Source organism: Microbacterium sp. p3-SID336, from assembly GCF_025143365.1.
GTDB lineage: Bacteria > Actinomycetota > Actinomycetes > Actinomycetales > Microbacteriaceae > Microbacterium.
In genome coordinates, this window is sequence record NZ_JALXPE010000024.1 from 1 (window position 1) to 17,817 (window position 17,817).

The 17,817-nt window shown below is 69.6% G+C and carries 14 protein-coding genes; 3 read left to right on the forward strand and 11 right to left on the reverse strand.

Features of this window, described 5'->3' with window-relative positions; translation table 11 throughout:
- Window positions 1–16: 16 nt before the first annotated feature.
- The 5 genes from M3C17_RS08800 to M3C17_RS08820 form a co-directional block, all read right to left on the reverse strand.
- Window positions 17–625, reverse strand: a complete 609-nt coding sequence (locus tag M3C17_RS08800) for a GNAT family N-acetyltransferase (protein WP_259977282.1) — start codon at window positions 623–625, stop codon at window positions 17–19.
- A 19-nt stretch (window positions 626–644) separates the two neighbouring features.
- Complete coding sequence (locus tag M3C17_RS08805) at window positions 645–1,286, reverse strand: phosphatase PAP2 family protein (protein ID WP_259977283.1); 642 nt, start codon at window positions 1,284–1,286, stop codon at window positions 645–647.
- 50 nt (window positions 1,287–1,336) lie between these two features.
- The gene (locus M3C17_RS08810) at window positions 1,337–2,566 is read right to left on the reverse strand and encodes a multidrug effflux MFS transporter (RefSeq protein ID WP_259977338.1); all 1,230 of its coding nucleotides are present in this window, start codon (window positions 2,564–2,566) and stop codon (window positions 1,337–1,339) included.
- Window positions 2,567–2,895: 329 nt separating this feature from the next.
- Window positions 2,896–4,050, reverse strand: coding sequence for a cystathionine gamma-synthase (locus tag M3C17_RS08815; RefSeq protein ID WP_259977284.1), 1,155 nt, complete (start codon window positions 4,048–4,050; stop codon window positions 2,896–2,898).
- A 54-nt stretch (window positions 4,051–4,104) separates the two neighbouring features.
- Window positions 4,105–5,481, reverse strand: a complete 1,377-nt coding sequence (locus tag M3C17_RS08820) for a cystathionine beta-synthase (RefSeq protein WP_259977286.1) — start codon at window positions 5,479–5,481, stop codon at window positions 4,105–4,107.
- Window positions 5,482–5,681: 200 nt separating this feature from the next.
- Here M3C17_RS08820 and M3C17_RS08825 point away from each other — a divergent pair, with 200 nt between their 5' ends.
- The gene (locus M3C17_RS08825; RefSeq protein ID WP_259977287.1) at window positions 5,682–6,719 is read left to right on the forward strand and encodes a glycerophosphodiester phosphodiesterase family protein; all 1,038 of its coding nucleotides are present in this window, start codon (window positions 5,682–5,684) and stop codon (window positions 6,717–6,719) included.
- Between the two features lie 209 nt (window positions 6,720–6,928).
- Here the strand turns inward: M3C17_RS08825 and M3C17_RS08830 are convergent, their stop codons facing one another.
- The 4 genes from M3C17_RS08830 to M3C17_RS08845 all read right to left on the reverse strand — a co-directional run bounded on the left by M3C17_RS08830 (window position 6,929) and on the right by M3C17_RS08845 (window position 14,471).
- Window positions 6,929–10,612: a fibrinogen-like YCDxxxxGGGW domain-containing protein gene (locus M3C17_RS08830; RefSeq protein WP_259977288.1), complete on the reverse strand. Its 3,684-nt coding sequence runs from the start codon at window positions 10,610–10,612 to the stop codon at window positions 6,929–6,931.
- Window positions 10,613–10,950: 338 nt separating this feature from the next.
- Window positions 10,951–11,913 (reverse strand): carbohydrate ABC transporter permease, encoded by a 963-nt coding sequence (locus M3C17_RS08835; protein ID WP_259977289.1) that lies wholly within the window; start codon window positions 11,911–11,913, stop codon window positions 10,951–10,953.
- On the reverse strand, window positions 11,910–13,049 hold the full coding sequence (locus M3C17_RS08840; protein ID WP_259977290.1) for a carbohydrate ABC transporter permease: 1,140 nt from the start codon (window positions 13,047–13,049) through the stop codon (window positions 11,910–11,912). Before M3C17_RS08840 ends, M3C17_RS08835 begins: the two co-directional genes overlap by 4 nt.
- Window positions 13,050–13,154: 105 nt before the next feature.
- Entirely contained in the window at window positions 13,155–14,471 is a 1,317-nt protein-coding gene (locus tag M3C17_RS08845) for an ABC transporter substrate-binding protein (RefSeq protein WP_259977291.1), read from the reverse strand.
- Window positions 14,472–14,756: 285 nt separating this feature from the next.
- On the opposite strand from M3C17_RS08845, the gene M3C17_RS08850 reads away from it, so the two are divergent.
- The gene (locus M3C17_RS08850) at window positions 14,757–15,761 is read left to right on the forward strand and encodes a LacI family DNA-binding transcriptional regulator (RefSeq protein ID WP_259977292.1); all 1,005 of its coding nucleotides are present in this window, start codon (window positions 14,757–14,759) and stop codon (window positions 15,759–15,761) included.
- 142 nt (window positions 15,762–15,903) lie between these two features.
- Here the strand turns inward: M3C17_RS08850 and rplL are convergent, their stop codons facing one another.
- Both rplL and rplJ read right to left on the reverse strand, forming a co-directional pair.
- A complete protein-coding gene (rplL, locus tag M3C17_RS08855) occupies window positions 15,904–16,287 on the reverse strand; it encodes a 50S ribosomal protein L7/L12 (protein ID WP_025104227.1) in 384 nt (127 codons plus the stop codon).
- 48 nt (window positions 16,288–16,335) lie between these two features.
- Complete coding sequence (gene rplJ / locus M3C17_RS08860; RefSeq protein ID WP_101848489.1) at window positions 16,336–16,824, reverse strand: 50S ribosomal protein L10; 489 nt, start codon at window positions 16,822–16,824, stop codon at window positions 16,336–16,338.
- Window positions 16,825–17,122: 298 nt separating this feature from the next.
- Here rplJ and M3C17_RS08865 point away from each other — a divergent pair, with 298 nt between their 5' ends.
- Window positions 17,123–17,803, forward strand: coding sequence for a YqaJ viral recombinase family protein (locus M3C17_RS08865; RefSeq protein ID WP_259977293.1), 681 nt, complete (start codon window positions 17,123–17,125; stop codon window positions 17,801–17,803).
- Window positions 17,804–17,817 lie beyond the last annotated feature (14 nt).

Genomic DNA, 17,817 nt, shown 5'->3' on the forward strand with positions numbered 1-17,817 from the left:
CGTCTCTGCGACCGGCCTACTGCTCGTCGTCGAAGCGCACGCCGTAGGTGATGCCGCCCGGGGTCTCCGCGAGGCGGATCATCCCCAGCCGGTCGTAGAACGCGGCTGCCCCCGCGTTCGCCGGGTCCATGCCGAGGTGCAGGCCGGGCACCCCGCGGCGCCGCAGCTCCGCGAACAGCGTCTCGATGAGACGACGACCCAGCCCCTGGCCCTGCGTCTCGGGCAGCAGGTCGATGTGCAGGTGCGCCGGGTAGGCGGCGGCGTGCGGCTCGACCCCGGGCGCGCGGGTGTAGCCGTAGTCGATCAGCCGCTCCTCGCGACTCGCGGGCGCCGCCGGTCGGGGGTAGCGCTCCTGAAGGGTCGGCCACCACTCGTCGCGGAACCAGGCGTAGAACGCGTCGGTGTCGTCGGTCGCGACGAGGTAGCCGATCGCGTGCCCGTCCTCGCCCTCCACCACCCAGGCGAGGTCGGGGTGCCGTTCCACGTAGGGGACGGCGAACAGCGCACCCCAGAGGTCGTCGTCCGAGAGGATTCCCGTCGCGTCGTCGCCGGCGTCCGCCGTCTCGAGGCAGATCTCGTACATCGCAGGACGATCGGACGGACGGTACGGACGGATGCGCGACACGGGGGCTCCTCGGCTGGGGTCAGGTAGCGCTCAGCCTATCGGCGCCGTCGACGCGTTCCTGGGCTCCGACGACCCACGGCAGGAGCCAGGCGGCGAGCACGAGCACCACCCCGGCGCCGACGAGCGCGCCGCCGAGCGTGTCGGTGGCCCAGTGCACCGACAGGAACGTGCGGGACAGCGCCATCGCGACCACCCACAGCGCACCGGCGATGGCCATCCACACCCGCGGGAAGAGCACCCACAGCACCAGGGCGATCGTGGCGGCGTTCGCCGTGTGCCCGGAGGGGAATGAGCCGTAGTCGCTCACCACCAGCATGTCGTCCGGCCGCGCCCGTCCGAAGATGTTCTTCAGCAGCTGGACGGCAGCCGCGCTCGCGAGGAAGCAGATCGCCGCGAACAGCGCACCCCGCCATCGCCGCACCAGCACGAGGACCAGGATCGTGAGCAACGGCACCCCGAGGATGGCGACCCATCCGCCGCCGATCCAGTTGAGCGCGAGCGCGAAGTCGAGCATCCACTCGGCCCTGATCCGCGCGATCGTCTCGTTCCACCACTGGTCGAACGCGGGCGCCTTCGGGAAGACGGACACGACGAGCGCGCCCAGGGCAGTGGCCAGGAGAAGGCAGGCGACGCCCCACCAGAGCAGCATCCGTCGGTTCATCGTCCCATTCTGACCGATGCCGCCTGGATCCTCGGGACGTCGCCCTGAGCTCACGGAGCCAGCATGCCCACCGTGCGCGGACGCACGACGAGCCACAGCGCCAGGATGCCGACGGCCGAGCAGCCGACCATCACCGAGGCCATGCTGGTCGCAGTGATCCCCGCGTCGTGCGAGATCCACCCGACCACCGGGGAGACGAGCCCCGCGACGCCGAAGTTCGTGGCGCCGATGATCGACGCGGCCGTGCCGGCCGCCTTCCCGTGTCGATCCAGCGCGAGCACCTGCACGTTGGGCATGGTGAACCCGCATGCCGTCATGAACACGAACAGCGGGATGAGTGTTCCCCAGAGCCCCAGCCCCAGCTGATCGGTCACGACGATGGCGGAGCCGGCGAGCAGCAGCACGGCGGTCGAGTACGCCATGACCCACTGCGGCCCGAACCGAGCGGCGAGCCGCGACGCGGTCTGCACGCCGACGACGACCCCGAGCGAGTTGACCGCGAACACCAGACCGTACTGCTGCGCGTCCAGCCCGTGCGTCACCTGGAACAGGAACGGCGAGGCGGAGAGGTACGAGAAGAGTCCGGAGAAGGTCATGCCGCCGATCACGAGCACACCGAGGAAGACCCGGTCGGTGAGCACCGAGCGATAGCGCTGCAGCATGGTGGCGCCGCCGCGGTCCCTTCGCCGGGCGACCGGCAGCGTCTCGCGGATGAAGAGCACGGTCGACAGCAGCATCACCACGCCGTATGCGGCGAGGACTCCGAAGATCCCCCGCCACGGCATCAGCGTGAGCAGCCACGAGCCGATGAGCGGAGCCACCACGGGGGCGACACCCGACACGAGCGCGAGCCGGGAGAGCATGACCACCAGGCGTCGTCCGCCGAACAGGTCCCGCACGATCGCCATGGCGACGACGCCGCCCGCGGCCGCCCCGATCCCCATCAGCACCCTGGCCGCACTGAGCAGGCCGAGGTCCGGCGCGAACGCGGCACCCAGGCTCGCCAGGACGTGCAGAGCGGTGACGGCGATGAGCGGCACGCGTCTGCCCACCTTGTCGCTGAGCGGCCCCACGACGAGCTGTCCCAGCGCGAAGCCGATCATGGTCCCTGTCAGGGTCAGCTGGATCGCGGCCGCGGTGGTCTGGAAGTCCTCCTCCAGCAGCGGGAACGCCGGGAGGTAGAGGTCGATCGTGAACGGCCCGAGCGCGGTCAGCGCGCCCAGCAGGATGATGGAGAGCGTGCGGCGGCCGAGGGAGAGGGCGTCGCCGGGGTGCAGCATGACCGGCGCGGTCTCGGGGTTCGAGCCCAGCGTGCGGATCGCGCCGGTCGCTGTGGAGGTGCGGATGCTGCCGGTCGCGGTGCGCTCGGCGGGCACGGAATCGGGTGCGGGCGGGACGGAATCGGGCGCGGGCGGAGACGTCGGCGCGGATGCGGGAGTGGGAACGGAGTCGGTGCGCGGCGCGTCGGGCACGAGGTCCTTCCGGTGTCGAGGGCGATGTCGAATCGATTCGAGAAACGAACCCCTCATGCTACCGCGCCCATCGGCACCGCACCGGAAGCCGAAAGGCGCCCCGCGCAGTGCGGGGCGCCTCCGATCGGGCAGGACGGTCAGCGGGCGATGCGCGCGAGCCCCTGCTCCAGATCGGCGATCAGGTCCGCCACATCCTCGATGCCGACCGACAGCCGCACCACGTTCTCCGGCACGGCCAGCTCGGTGCCGCGCACCGAGGCGTGCGTCATCTCCGGCGGATAGCCGATCAGCGATTCCACGCCGCCCAGCGATTCCGCGAGCTGGAACAGCTCCGTGCTCTCGGCGAACGCACGGGCGGCGTCGGCACCGGCGGCGAGGCCGAGCGACAGCATGCCGCCGAAGCCGATCATCTGCCGCCCGGCGACCGCGTGGCCGGGGTGGGCGGCCAGACCCGGGTAGTACACCTGCGCGAACTCGGGCCGCGACGCCGCCCATTCCGCGATCGCCTGGGCGTTCTCGGAATGCTGGTGCATGCGCACCGCGAGCGTCTTGATGCCGCGCGTCGTGAGCCAGGCGTCCAGCGGCGCCGAGACGGCACCGACCGCGAACTGCTGGAACTTCACCTGCTCGACGAACCTGTCGTCTCCGAACACAACGGCGCCGCCGAGCACGTCGGAGTGCCCGCCCAGGTACTTGGTGGTGGAGTGCACGACCAGGTCGGCGCCGAGGCCCAGCGGCTGCTGCAGCGCCGGCGACGCGAAGGTGTTGTCGACCACCACGAGCGCGCCCGCCGCGTGCGCGACCTCGGCGATCAGTGCGATGTCCACGATCTTGAGCAGCGGGTTGCTCGGGGTCTCCAGCCACACGATCCGCGTCTCCGGACGGATGGCCGCGCGCAGCACGTCGATATCCGACAGCTCCACCGTCGTGGTCTCGATGCCCCACGGCGCCAGCACCCTGGTCAACAGGCGGTACGTGCCGCCGTACACGTCGTTGCCGAGTAGCACGTGATCGCCCGGCTTCAGTATGCCCCGCAGCAGGGCGTCCTCCGCGGCCAGCCCGGACGCGAACGACAGGGCGTCGACGCCGCCCTCCAGCGCCGCGAGCTGCGTCTCCAGAGAGGAGCGCGTGGGGTTGCCCGCCCGGTTGTACTCGTAGCCGTCGCGGAAGCCGCCGATGCCGTCCTGCACGTGCGTGGACGACTGGTAGATCGGCGGGATGATGGCGCCCGTGGTCGGGTCGGGCGCCTGTCCCGCGTGGATGGCTCGGGTGGCGAAGGCATGCTCGGACATGACCTCAGCCTACGACCGGGCCGTCCGCGCGGGTTGCCCCTGTTACGCCGCGCGTCAGCGTGCCAGGTACGCGAGCAGGTCCTGCCGGGTGAGGACCGTGTGCGGCTTGCCGTCCTCCGTCACGAGCAGGGCGTCGGCGTCGGCGAGGGCAGCGCGCGCCTGTGCCACCGGCGCGTGGATGCCGATCAGCGGGAGCCGCTCCCCCACGTGGGAACCCACCGCGTCCGTCGGCTCGGCGTCTCCGCGGAAGAGCAGGTCGAGCAGCCCTTTCTCATCGACCGTTCCCACGACCTCGCCCATCATGACGGGCGGCTCGGCGCTCAGCACGACGAGCTGCGACACCTCGTACTCGGTCATCATCGCGATGGCTTCCAGCACGGTGTCCGTGGGGTGTGCGTGCACGAGCTCCGGGAGCCCTTGGCCCTGCCGCGCGGGGCGCGCCGCGAGCACGTCCGCCACGGTCTCCCCCTCCTCCACATCGCTGAAGCCGTAGGAGCGCATCCATCCGTCGTTGAAGATCTTCCCGAGGTAGCCGCGACCCCCGTCCGGCAGCAGGACGACCATCACCGCCTCGGGGGGAAGCTCGCGCGCCACGCGGAGCGCGCCGACCACGGCCATGCCGCTGGATCCTCCGACGAGGATGCCCTCTTCGCGGGCGAGCCGCCGTGTCATCTCGAACGCCTCGGCGTCGCTCACGGCCACGATCTCGTGCGGGACGGTGGGGTCGTAGGCACCGGGCCAGATGTCCTCCCCGACGCCTTCGACCAGGTACGGCCGCCCGGTGCCGCCGCTGTACACGCTGCCCTCGGGGTCGACCCCCACGATCCGCACCCGCCCCTCGGACACCTCGCGCAGGTAGCGGCCCGTGCCGGTGATGGTGCCGCCGGTGCCGACGCCCGCGACGAAATGCGTCACGGCGCCCTCGGTGTCGCGCCAGATCTCGGGGCCGGTGGTCTCGTAGTGGCTGCGCGGCCCGTTCGGGTTCTCGTACTGGTTCGGCTTGAAGGCGCCGGGGATCTCCCTGGCGAGCCGATCGCTGACGCTGTAGTACGACTCCGGGCTGTCGGCGGCGACCGAGGTGGGGGTCACCACGACCTCGGCCCCATAGGCGCGGAGCACGTCGATCTTGTCCTCTCCCACCTTGTCGGGGAGCACGAAGACGCAGCGGTATCCGCGCTGCTGTGCGACCAGCGCGAGCCCGACGCCGGTGTTCCCGCTGGTCGGCTCCACGATGGTGCCGCCGGGCGTGAGGTCACCGGCTTCCTCCGCGGCATCGATGATGCGGGTGGCGATCCGGTCCTTCGACGAGCCGCCGGGGTTCAGGTACTCGAGCTTCACGAGGACGGTGCACGCGACACCCTCGGTGACGCGGTGGAGCTTCACGAGGGGCGTGTCGCCGACGAGGTCGACGATGGAGTCCGCGTAGCGCATGAGCCCAGGATACGGCGGCAGACGAGCGCCCCACACCGGTATGACGGAGACGGCTGCGGACGGTATTCCGGCTGATCGCGCGCGAAATGTTAGCGTGCCTGCGGGTGCCGGTCGCCCCCGGGGCCGCCGCCTGTCGAGTGTTTCGCTCTGCCTCGACCACGGCTCCGGTCGCGGCGGAGCTCCGACCGAAGGAGCAGCACATGACCGTCCGACCATCCGTCTTCTGGCTGCGCGCCGCCGCCGTCCTCGCCCTCGGCTCCGCGCTGCCGTTTCTCGGCGCATCGCGAGGATCCGCTCCGGGAGCCGACGACGTCACACCCCCCGCGAGTACTGCCGCCCCGGAACGCACCGCCCGGCCCGGAGAATCCCCCGGGCACCACGGTCATGCACGGGGAAGCGCGACGAAGAACCCCCTGATCGTGGCGCATCGGGCGGGCACCGCCGACTATCCGGAGAACACCCTCGAAGGCATCCGTGGGTCTCTGCAGGACGGCGCTGACGCCCTGTGGCTCACCGTGCAACTGTCCCGCGACGGCATCCCGGTGCTCTACCGCCCGGTCGATCTCGCGGCGAACACGAACGGGGCGGGCATGGTCGCCGAGAAGACCGCCGCGGAGCTCACGCAGCTCAATGCGGGGTGGAACTTCAGCCCCCGAGGCTCCGCGGACACCCCCTATCGCTCGACCCCCGCTCTGCTGCCCACGCTCGCGCAGGCGCTCTCCGAGGTCCCGGCCGACGTGCCCCTCTTCCTCGACCTGAAGCAGGCGGATCCGGTGGCGCTCGCCGATGCGGTCGTGACCCTGCTCCGCCGGAGCGGCCGCGTCGATCACACCGTGATCACCTCGACGGACGCCGCGGCGACGGGACGCGCCAGGGAGGCGGGCGACGTGCAGGTCGCGGAGGACCGGGACGTGACGCGCGCACGGCTGCTCGACATCGCCCTCGCGCACCGGTGCGATACGCCCCCCGCCGCCGGGACGTGGATGGCGTTCGAGGACCGCCGCACGGTCACGGTGAGCGAGACCTTCACGCTGGGCACCGCGACGACCGAGGTGGAGGTCACTCCCTGGGATGCCGAGGCGGTGTCGTGCCTCGACCCGAAGGACCGCGTGAACCTCATGGCCATCGGCGTCGCGGATGCTGCGCGCTACCGGGAGCTCGCGCGCCTCGGCGTGGACGCCCTCCTGGTGGACTCCCCGCGCGAGGCGGCCACCTGGGCGACCCGCAGCGCACACTGACGCGGTGGCCGCCTCGCGGGAAGGCCGGCGCCCGAGCGGGCGCGCCGGAGGGCCGGTCGCAGCGGCGCGGACGGGAACCGCTCAGCCCGGGGCGCTGCGGAGGTGAACACGGGGCGTGCCGGAGGGCCGGTCACCGTGTGGCGGCCGGCCCTCCGGGTGTGTTCCCTTCCCGTGTCCTTTCGTGTGTTCCCTTACGTCTGCTCCCGGGGTTACCGGGGCATGGTGAGGACGAGGTCGAAGCTGAGGTCGGGCGTGGTGCGATAGTTCGCGTGCACGCTCGCGGCGAGGACGTTGGTGCCCTCCACCAGCAGCTTCGCCGGGACCTGGAACGTCACCTTCGCACCCGCCGCCGTCGTCGACCGCGGGGCCGCCGTGGCGTAGGTGTTCTGGGTGATCGTGCCGGTGGGCAGATTCGCCCGATCCAGCTCGACCCCGTTCAGGTAGAGCACGACCCCGTCGTCGGCGATCACCGACACCGTCCCGTCCTTCACCGTCGACGCACTGGTGACCGTGAACGTCTTCCGGAACTGGGCGCTCAGCGGTTTCGTGGCCAGGTTGGTCGGGTCGATGTTCGTCGCCACGGTCGTGCCCCGACCCAGCACCGCCGCCCCCGTCGCCCACGACGACGCGTCGAACCCGGTCGTGTTCCAGGTCGTCGGCAGCACGTCCGCCGAGTACCGCCACGACCACGACGACCCCGCCGGCACCGACACCGGCGGCCCCACCGGAGCTACCGCGGTGGTCGTCGTCGACACCGACACCGGCGTGGAGCTGGTGCCCGCCGCCGCGACGGCGCTGACCGTGTAGGTGTAGGCGGTCGACGCGGTCAGGCCCGTGTCCGTGAACGAGGTCGTCGGAGCGGTCACCGTCCCCACCTTCACCCCGTTCCGGGTGATCACATACGTCGCCGGGGCCGTCCCACTCGACGGCGCCGTCCACCGCAGCGCCACCGAGGTGGCCGACGGTGTGGCCGTCAGTCCGGTCACCGCGTTCGGCGCGGGCGCCGGAGCGGTGCCGCGTTCGGCGGTGAACGCCAGATCAAAGCTCAGGTCCGTGGTCGTGCGGTAGTTCGCATGGATCGACGCGGCCAGCACGTTCGTGCCCTGCACCAGCACCCCGGCAGGGACCGTGAACACGGCCCGGCTGCCCACCGCGGTCGCGTTGGACACCGCCGTCGTCGCGAGCGTGTTCTGACCGATCGTGCCGGTGGGCATCCGCACCCGACCGAGCTCCACCCCGTTCAGATACACCACCGCCCCATCGTTGGCGACCACCGACACCTTCCCGTCGACCACCGTCGTCGGATCGTCCACCGTGAACGACTTCCGGAACTGCGCACTCAACGGCTTCGTGGCCAGGTTCGTCGGATCGATGTTCGTCCCCGCACCCGACACACCCCGCGCGAACAGGCCCTTACCCGTCGCCCACGACGACGCATCGAACCCAGTCGCATTCCAGTTCGTCGGCAGCACGTCGGACGAGTACCGCCACGACCACGTGTCACCATTCGCGACCATCGTCAACGCGGTCGACGACGCCGGAGCCACCGTGAACGCCGCCGTCGACGCCGAACGGTTGCCCACCACATCCCGCGCCCGCACGAAGTAGTCCGTCGCGGTCGACGACACCGGCACCACATACGACGTCGACGTCGTGGTCGCGATCACCCGATTGCCCCGCAGGACCTCATACGTGACCTTCGCCGCATCCGTCGACGCCCCCCACGACAACGTCGTCGTCACCCCGTCCGCGTTCGGCGTCGACGTGATCGCCCCCGGCGTCGACGGCGCCACCGCATCACGCGGCGCGAACCGGACGAAACCACCCGACCACTGCTCCGACCCCGTCGACAACTGCGAACGGTTGAAATCGCCACCCACCCACAGCGTTCCGGTGCTGTCGAAGAATGTGCCCCAGGCGCCATAGCCGGCCCGGGCCTCCACCGCGGGCGACCAGTCCGGGATGTACTTCCCGGTCTTCACATCCCACGCACCCATGAGGTTGATCTTGTCCGCCTCTGTCCAGCCGTCCTGCACGGTGCTGAAGCTGTACGAGTCGTGGTAGACGTAGTCGCCGCAGTGGCAGCCGCCGATCACCACGGAGCCGTTGGTCTCCACCGTCTGGAGGTCTCCGCCCGACCGGGTGATGGAGCCGCTGAGCCGCTCGAACGTGTTGCGGTCGTACGAGACCATCGAGTGCTCCGAGCCGCCGAGCCAGACGCGGCCGCCGACCTCGACGACGCCGAGCTGCCAGATGTTGCCGGAGTACGTGCCGTCGGCGTTGATGGTGGCCTTGCTGAACTTCGGCACCCACAGCGGCGACACCAGCGGCGCGCCGGCCGTGGTCTGGATCGCTGCCGCCGACGGCGTCGATGTGGTCGACTTCATCTTGAAGTAGCCCGAGAAGTAGGCGCGGTCGCCCTGGGCGTTCGCGTCGACCGCCGCGGCCGTGCCGTTCAGGTTCGCGTTCCAGTTCGTGTCCGGCTTGCCCGTGGCGAGCACGATGCGCCCGCCGTTCCACGCGGAACCGGTGGTCGGCGTGGCTGAGACGGACGTGAGGTGCGTCATGGCACCGGCCACGTAGAGGTAGCCGTTCTGCACGTCGAGGTCCTTGATGTACGGCGTGGCGCCGGTCGCCCGATGCTCCGCCTTGACCTGCCAACCCGAGAGCTGCCCGGTCGCCGGGTCGAGGATCGCGAGACCCGGCTGTGCCGTGCCGTTCACCGTGGAGAACTGTCCGCCGATCGCGAGGCGCCCGTCCGGCAGCGCCTGGATCGACTTCACCTGCGCGTCGAGCTTCGGGCGGAACGTGGAGATCCACTCCCCCGTCTTCACGTCGAAGGCGGCGAGGAACGGCTGCTCGACCTGGCCGACGCCGTCTTTGGTCTGCTGCACGAACTGGAAGTTGCCGCCCACGAAGACCTTGCCGGCGACCTCGCCGAAGTCGGCGACCTCCACGTTGTTCTCGTTCGTCAGCCCGTTGGCGAGACCCGACACCCCCCACGCCGTCTTGCTGGCGTACGTGTTCGGGATCGCGGGCAGGGTGCTGGCCGGGGTGCCTGTGGTGGGCACCGTGCCGAAGTCCATATCCGACAGCAGCAGCCGCGGGCGCAAGTACACCTGCGTGAACGGCGTCGCGTAGCCCTGTCCTGTGGGCGCCCACAGATACGACGACGCATCCGTGGTGCCAGTGACCGCAGAGCCGTACGCCCACCCCATGCGGTAGCCGTGCGTCGCCCGCTGCGAGAAGACGACGTTGTATAGTCCGGTCTGGCCGGTGAGGTTGCTCGTCGTGCCGCCCGTTCCAGAGGAGAACACCGGGAATCCGAACTCCCAGCTGTTCACGAGATGTTGGGCACCGAACGTCCACACCCACCGGTCACGGTCCTTCAGATGGATGCGGAGGTTCAGGTAGTTGGATCCCTCAGCATTCGTCGCACGCTGCACGCGAATTCCGTCCGTCAAAGCGTCGACGCGCCTGCCGTAGATGAGCGCGTCCACCGTCTTCGCGGGAAGCTCCGCCGGCGCGAACGCCGCCGGTCCGGTGGGCGTGTTCGCCACCGCCTCCGGGGTGCCGAGGCCGTTGTAGCCTTCCTTCCAGCCCTCGCGGCCGCGGCCGACGAGTACCCACCCGCCGCCGTCGGTCGTCTGGTCGCAGTAGAACTGCTGCGGATACACCAGCCCCGGAGTGACCAGCCAGTACACGCCGTTCGTCGCGGCCGGGTTGTTCTGCTTGATCTCCCAGCACGACGCCGCCGCCGTCTCCTGCGTCTTGCCGTCGGGCCCCGTCGCCGCGGATGCCGAGAGATTCGGCACCAGCAGAGACCCCATCACGGCGAGTGCGGCGACCGCCGCCCCCGCGATCGCGCGCGCTCTGCGCCCGGGCGATCTCACTCCTACAACACTCATCGGTTTCCTTCTGGCTTCTGTCGCCAGGCCCGAATGTCCCCGATGCTCGCACAGTGCGAGCGGGCGGCTTCTGGTCCTGCCGACGCGAATGAACACATCCGAACACCCCGAAGCCCCACCTGCACGACTGCCCCAGCACCCGTGCGATCCGCCCACCCCTGGGCAGACATCCCCAGAATGTCCCTGCACGAGAGACGCACTCCAGGGCAGTTCATTACGCGAAAGCGCGAAATCGCCCGATGCCGCGTGCGGGCACGTCGACGGGGCGCCGCCGCGACTGTCGTGCAGTCCGCGGGCGACGCCCCGTCGTGGTGGTGCGGTGTCTAGCCCTTCGTGGAGCCCGCCAGCAGCCCTCGCACGAAGTAGCGCTGCAGAGCGAAGAACACGATCAGCGGCACGATGATCGATACGAAGGCTCCTGCCGTGAGCAGGTACCAGTCGTTGCCGCGTGTTCCGGTGATCTCGGCCAGCAGCTTCGTGATCGGCGCGGCGGCACCGTCGGCGAACACGAGGGCCACGAGCAGGTCGTTCCACACCCACAGGAACTGGAAGATCGCGACCGAGGCGATCGCCGGCATGGTCAGCGGCAGCACGATCCGGAAGAAGATCTGCCCCCGTGAGGCGCCGTCGACCCTGGCCGCCTCGATGATCTCCCCCGGGATCTCGGACATGAAGTTGTGCAGCAGGTAGATGGCCAGCGGCAGCGCGAACATGGAGTGCGCGATCCACACCTGCGCGTAGCCGTCCGAGGCACCGAGCGGCAGCGTGACCTGCAGTCCGAAGAGGTTCAGGCCGCGGGAGAACGAGCTCAGCAGCGGCACGAGCGCCATCTGGATAGGCACGATCTGCAGCGCGAACACGAAGATGAACAGCGCGTTGCGCCCCTTGAAGTCGATCCACGCGAAGGCGTAGGCCGCCATCGCCGCGATCATCAGCGGGACCACGGTCGCCGGGATGGTGATCGCGATGGAGTTGATGAACGACTCCAGGATCGTGAGCTGCGTGGTGCCCGACTGCAGCACGTCCACGTAGTTCTCGAGCGTCACCTGCGGGTCGGTGAAGAACGTCCACCAGCCCGTCGACTGGATGTCGTCGCGCGGGCGGAACGAGGAGATGAACAGTCCCAGCGTCGGAATCGTCCACAGGAACGCGATGAGGATGGAAGCGATCGACGCCCACGGCCGGGAGAGTCGCTTGCGTGCACGTCCGGCCGCGGCGTCGAACCCGCCACCGGTCGTGATCGCGCGGGTGCTGGCCGGGGTCTCGGTCTTCACGGTGTCGGTCATCGGATCTCCCGCTGCTTCTTGATCTGGCGCGCGTTGTAGATCACGATCGGCAGCACCAGGATGAACAGGATGACGGAGAGCGCGGCGCTGCGGCCGGCCTCGAACTTCGAGAACTGCGTGTACATCTCGTTCGCGAGCGTCGACGTGCCGTAGTTGCCGGCGGTCATCGTCCGCACGATGTCGAACACCTTCAGCGAGGCGATCGAGATCGTGGTCAGCACGACGATGAGAGCGGGCCGGATCGCGGGAACCGTCACCGAGATGAAGCGCTGCCAGGCGTTGGCGCCGTCGAGCTCCGCCGCCTCCAGCAGTTCGGTCGGCACGCCCTTGATGGAGGCCGAGAGCACCACCATCGCGAAACCGGTCTGCACCCAGATCAGCACCACGATCAGGAACAGGTTGTTCCACGGCTCATTCAGCAGCCACTGCTGCGGCGTGCCGCCGAACCAGACCAGGATCTGGTTCAGCAGACCGATCTGCTCATACTGCGGGCCGCGGTACTCGTACACGAAGCGCCAGATGATGCTCGCGCCGACGAACGAGATCGCCATCGGCATGAACACCAGGACCTTGTAGATCTTCTCGCCGCGGGTGCGGTCGATGAACACCGCGTACGCGAGGCCCACGATGGTCGACACGGTCGGCACCAGCAGCACCCAGATGATCGTGTTGATCACGGCGGTGATGCCGTCTGACTGCGTGAAGATCCACAAGTAGTTCGACAGGCCGACGAACTCCTTGCCGGAGGAGTTCCAGAACGAGGAGTACATCGTCTGGATCGACGGGAGGACCAGGCCGACGAGCAGCAGCAGCAGCGCGGGCGCCATGAAGGCGACGAGCTGGATCAGATAGCCCGCCCCGTCGCGGGAGCGGTAGTCCAGGAAGAAGAAGAGGGCGCCGACGAGGACGGCCACCCCCATCGCCCAGTAGTAGGAGTTGAAGAACCACATCACGGCGAGCGGGATGAGCAGACACATCGCCAGCCGGATGCCGGTGTAGAGCGGCCCCCGTCGTGGAGCGATGTCCACGAGGAGCAGGATGATCGCCACCACCACCGCGAACGCGATGACCACGGCGACCGCCTGCAGGATCGGCGGGAGCGAGCCGATCCACTGGAAGAAAACTGTCGCGTTCACGGATTCCCCTTCTTCACGCGGACGGATCGTCGGCGTCGCACCTCACTGTGCGCCGCCGCGGGTGCAGAGGGGCCGCCCCTGGTCGGAGCGGCCCCTCTCCCCGGATCAGCTGGCGGGCCAGCCGGTCTCGATCTGCGTGAGCACCTCGTCCGTGGAGGTGCCGTTGACCCAGGCGACCATGCCCTTCCAGAAGGTTCCGGCACCGACGGCACCGGGCATCAGGTCGGACGCGTCGAAGCGGAAGGTCGTCTCCGGGTCCTGCAGGATCTTGATGGTCTCCTGCAGGATCGGGTCCTTCGCGTTCTCCGGGTCGAGGCCGTTGTTGGCCGAGGTGACGCCGCCGAGGCTCACGCGGCTGTTCGCCCACTCCGGGCTGGACAGGTAGGCGAGCACCTTCTGCGTCGCCTCGGAGTCGCTGAACGCACCCACGATCTCACCGGCGCCGGTGACCGCGGTGTCGTCCTCGGACTCGCCGGGGAGCATGAACGCCCACACGTCGCCGTCCTCGGCGATGGTGGTGCCCTCCGGGTAGAAGCCCGAGAGGAAGGACGCCTGGTGCGTGAGCGCGCACTCGCCGGCGGCGAGCGCGGGCGCGACATCGCCGAACGCGGTCGAGTTGATCGAGCGGACGTCACCGAATCCGGCGTTGACGTTGGCCGGGTTGAGCAGGATCGCGCCCACCGAGTCGAAGGCCTGCTTGATCTGCGGGTCGGTGAACTTCACCTCGTTGGTGACCCACTGGTCGTAGACGTCGGGACCGGACTGCCGCAGCACGTAGTCCTCGACCCAGTCCGTGCCGGGCCAGCCGGTCGCGGTGCCGGACTCGAAGCCCGCGCACCAGGCGGGCGTGCCCGTGGCGGCCTGGATGGTCTCGGTCAGTGCCGTCATCTCGTCGAGGGTCTTGGGCACCTCGACACCCCACTCGGCGAACTTCGCCGGCGAGTACCAGATCCAGCCCTTGACGTTGGCCATCAGCGGCGCGCCGTAGAAGGTGCCGTCGACCGTGCCGTAGTTGACCCAGTCCTCGGTCCAGTACTCGTTGGCGTTCTTCTCGACCTCCTCGGGCGCAGGCTTGAGGAAGTCCCGCTTGGCGAAGTCCGCGAACAGGCCCGGCTGGGGGAAGATCGCGATGTCCGGCGGGTTGCCGCCCTGGGCGCGCGTGCCGAGCTGCGTCTCGAAGTCCTGGCTGCCCTCGTACTTGATCGTGATGCCGTTCTCGTCGGCCCAGTCCTTCCAGGACTCCTGGAGGAGTTCGGCCTCCGCGTCGACGATGGTCCCGTAGATCGTGACGGTGGCGTCGTCGCCTCCGCCGCCGCCGGTACTGGGCGCACCGCCCGGAGCCCCGCAGCCGGCGAGCGCGATGCCCGCGACACCCATCAGGGCGAGCGGCACGACGAGCCGGGAACGCTGTGACAGAGCCATGTGAATTCTCCTCTTCGAGTACAGGGTCCCGTGCGTGCGACGCCACCCCCGGCATCGATCGGGAACCGATTCCAGGCCAACATACTGGGGCCTCGCGCCCCGCACAACACAGAAGGGTCACAAGCTCACAACCTTTCGGGGCGAGCGACGTGCCGCGGATGGGAGCGCTCCCTCGTCAATCGTATGGAACCGGTTCCTTTTCCGCTGCCGAGCCGCTACGCTGTCTCCCGGCGAGCGCGCCGCCGCCATCCCCACACCGCCGTGGACCCTGGTCGAGGAGGACCGATGAGCACGATCGCGGATGTCGCGTCGCGTGCCGGGGTGTCGAAGGCGACAGCCAGCCGGGCCCTGAGCGGGCGTGGCTACGTCTCCGAGGACACCAGGCGCCGAGTGGCCGATGCCGCCGCCGACCTCGCGTACGTCGCGCACTCCTCCGCCACCAGCCTCGCCACCGGGCGCACGCAGACGGTCGGGCTGGTGATGCCCCCCGTCGACCGCTGGTTCTTCGCCGAACTGCTCGCCGGCGTGCAGGAGTCGCTCCTCGCCCTCGACTACGACCTCTCCCTCTACGGCGTGCCCGAGGGCTCGCAGACCAGGGAGCGTCTGTTCGAGAGCGTGCTGCCCGGTCGACGGTTCGACGGCATCATCGCCGTGGGGATCCAGCCCAGCGCCCGGGAGCTCGAGCGCCTGCAGCGCACCGGGCTCCCCCTCGTGAGCGTCGGGCCGTACAGCGAGGGATCCAGTGCGGTGTCCATCGACGATGTGGACGCCGCACGGATCGCCACCGAGCACCTGATCGACCTCGGGCACACGGACATCGTCTTCATGGGCGGGGCCACGGACTCCGGGGAGGCGAGCTTCGGCGCCACCCGCCGCGCGGAGGGATACCGGGACGCCCTCGCTGCGGCGGGGTTGTCGTCGCATGAACGTGTCATCGGCGCCGCCCCCAGCATGCCGGGCGGCTACACCGCGGCGGCGGGACTGCTCGGCGACCGCCGCCACCGGCCGACCGCGATCGTCGGCGTCTGCGACGAGGCCGCGATCGGCGCCGTGATCGCCGCGCGGCGCCTGGGCATCGCCGTGCCGACCGAGCTCAGCGTGGTGGGCATCGACGACCACGAGCACGCCGACATGTTCGCCCTCACGACGATCGGCCAGTCGCCGCGGGAGCAGGGGCACGAGGCCGTGCGGCTGCTCACCCGCCGGATGGAGGAGCCGGACGCGCCGATCGAGCATGTGTCAGCGGCCTCGACGCTCGTCGTGCGCAGCTCCACGGCCGCGCCGCGCTGAGCGCGCCCGATGCGCTCCGGCGTCTCCCGCCTCCGGATGCACGAAGGCCCGGCTGCACGGAGGTCGGGTGCACGAAGGGCCGGGACGCACGAAGGCCCCGGGCGGAACCCGGGGCCTTCGCAGAAGCGCTGGTGCGCTGGAATTACTTGAGGGTGACGGTCGCGCCGGCCTCTTCCAGAGCAGCCTTGGCCTTCTCGGCCGTCTCCTTGTTGGCGCCCTCGAGGACGGCCTTCGGAGCACCGTCGACGACGGCCTTGGCCTCGCCGAGGCCGAGCGAGGTGAGCTCGCGGACAGCCTTGATGACCTGGATCTTCTTGTCGCCAGCAGCCTCGAGGATGACGTCGAAGGAGTCCTTCTCCTCCTCGGCCGCGGCCTCGCCTGCGCCGCCAGCAGCACCGGCGACGGCGACGGGGGCAGCAGCGGTGACCTCGAACTTCTCCTCGAACGCCTTCACGAACTCGTTGAGCTCGATGAGGGTCAGGCCGGCGAACTGCTCGAGCAGCTCCTCGGTGGAAAGCTTCGCCATGATGTATCTCCTAGATAGATGGGGTTGTTGTACGAGAACGTCGGACGCTTACGCGGCCTCGGCGGTCTCGAGCTTTTCGCGAAGCGCATCGATGGTGGCGGCAGCCTTGCCCATCGTCGCCTTCATCATTCCCGCGGCCTTCGCCAGCAGAACCTCGCGGCTCTCGAGCGAGGCGTACGTGTTGACCTCGTCGGCGGTGAGGGCCTTGCCCTCGAAGATGCCCGACTTGATCACGAGAAGCGGGTTGGCCTTGGCGAAGTCACGCAGAGCCTTGGCGGTGGCGACGAAGTCACCGTGCACGAACGCGACAGCCGACGGCCCCTTGAGGTCCTCGTCCAGCGCGGAGATGCCGGCCTTGTTGGCGGCGATCTTGGTCAGCGTGTTCTTCACCACGGCATACTCAGCGTCCTGACGGATGCTGTTGCGCAGCTGCTTGAGCTGGGCAACCGTCAGACCGCGGTACTCGGTCAGCAGGACGGCGTTCGAGTTCTCGAATGACTTCGTGAGCTCGTTGACCGATGCATCCTTCTGCGCCATGGTCACTCCTTGGTGTGTACGAGGCGCCGCACGGTGGTGGGGCGCCGGCCTCCGACCCCCTGCAAAAGAAAAGAGCTCCGGCGCAAGCGCACGGAGCTCGGAAGTTCGTGACACCTGCGCGGGCCCCTGCGATGCAGAGCTTCGATCGCTGCGTGCTGACGCACACGACGATGACCAGCGGTCTTCGGTTACCGCTACTCTACCCCAGCCCCGGGCCTGCCCCAAATCGCCGGCGCCACGGGTACAGAGGCGGCGTGTACAGGGTGGCAGGGTCCCCACCCGGGGTTAGGGTTCTCAGGTGACCCCCGAACTCCACGCTCGCATCGTCGCGGACTCGCGCGACCGCGTGGCCTGGATGCGGGCCCGGTCGCGGGGCATCACCGCCACCGATGTCGCGGGGCTCACCAGCGAGCGGTCGATCGCGCGGGCCGCGGACTCCAAGCTCGGCGGCGGTCCCCGCTTCGGCGGCAACGCCTACACCGACCACGGCCGGAGGCGGGAGCCGGAGATCGCGGCCTGGGTCGCCGCGACGCACGGCATCATGCCCTCGTCCGCGCTCTTCCGCGCCGAGGTCGAGCACCGGCACCTGGCCACGCCCGACGGCATCGCGGTCGACGCGGGCGGACGCATCAGCCTTGCCGAGATCAAGACCACGAATAAGGCCTTCCGCGGCATCCCCCGCACCTACCTGCGCCAGGTGTGGTGGCAGCAGCACGTGCTGGGCGCCGAGCGCACGCTGTTCGTGTGGGAGGAGCATGTGGACTTCTCCCCCGTGCACGACGAACCCCGGTGCGTGTGGATCGATCGCGACGAGCGCGAGATCGCGAAGCTCGTCGGACTCGCCACCGACCTGATCGACGAGCTCTACCGCCGCACGACCGGCCGCGCGGTGCCCGGCCGCACCGCGGAGGCCATCTCCAGCAGGCGCGAGCACCTGCGCGAGCGCGACGCCTTCCGCGCCCTCGCCCTCGCCGACTGAACCCGCGGCGGAGC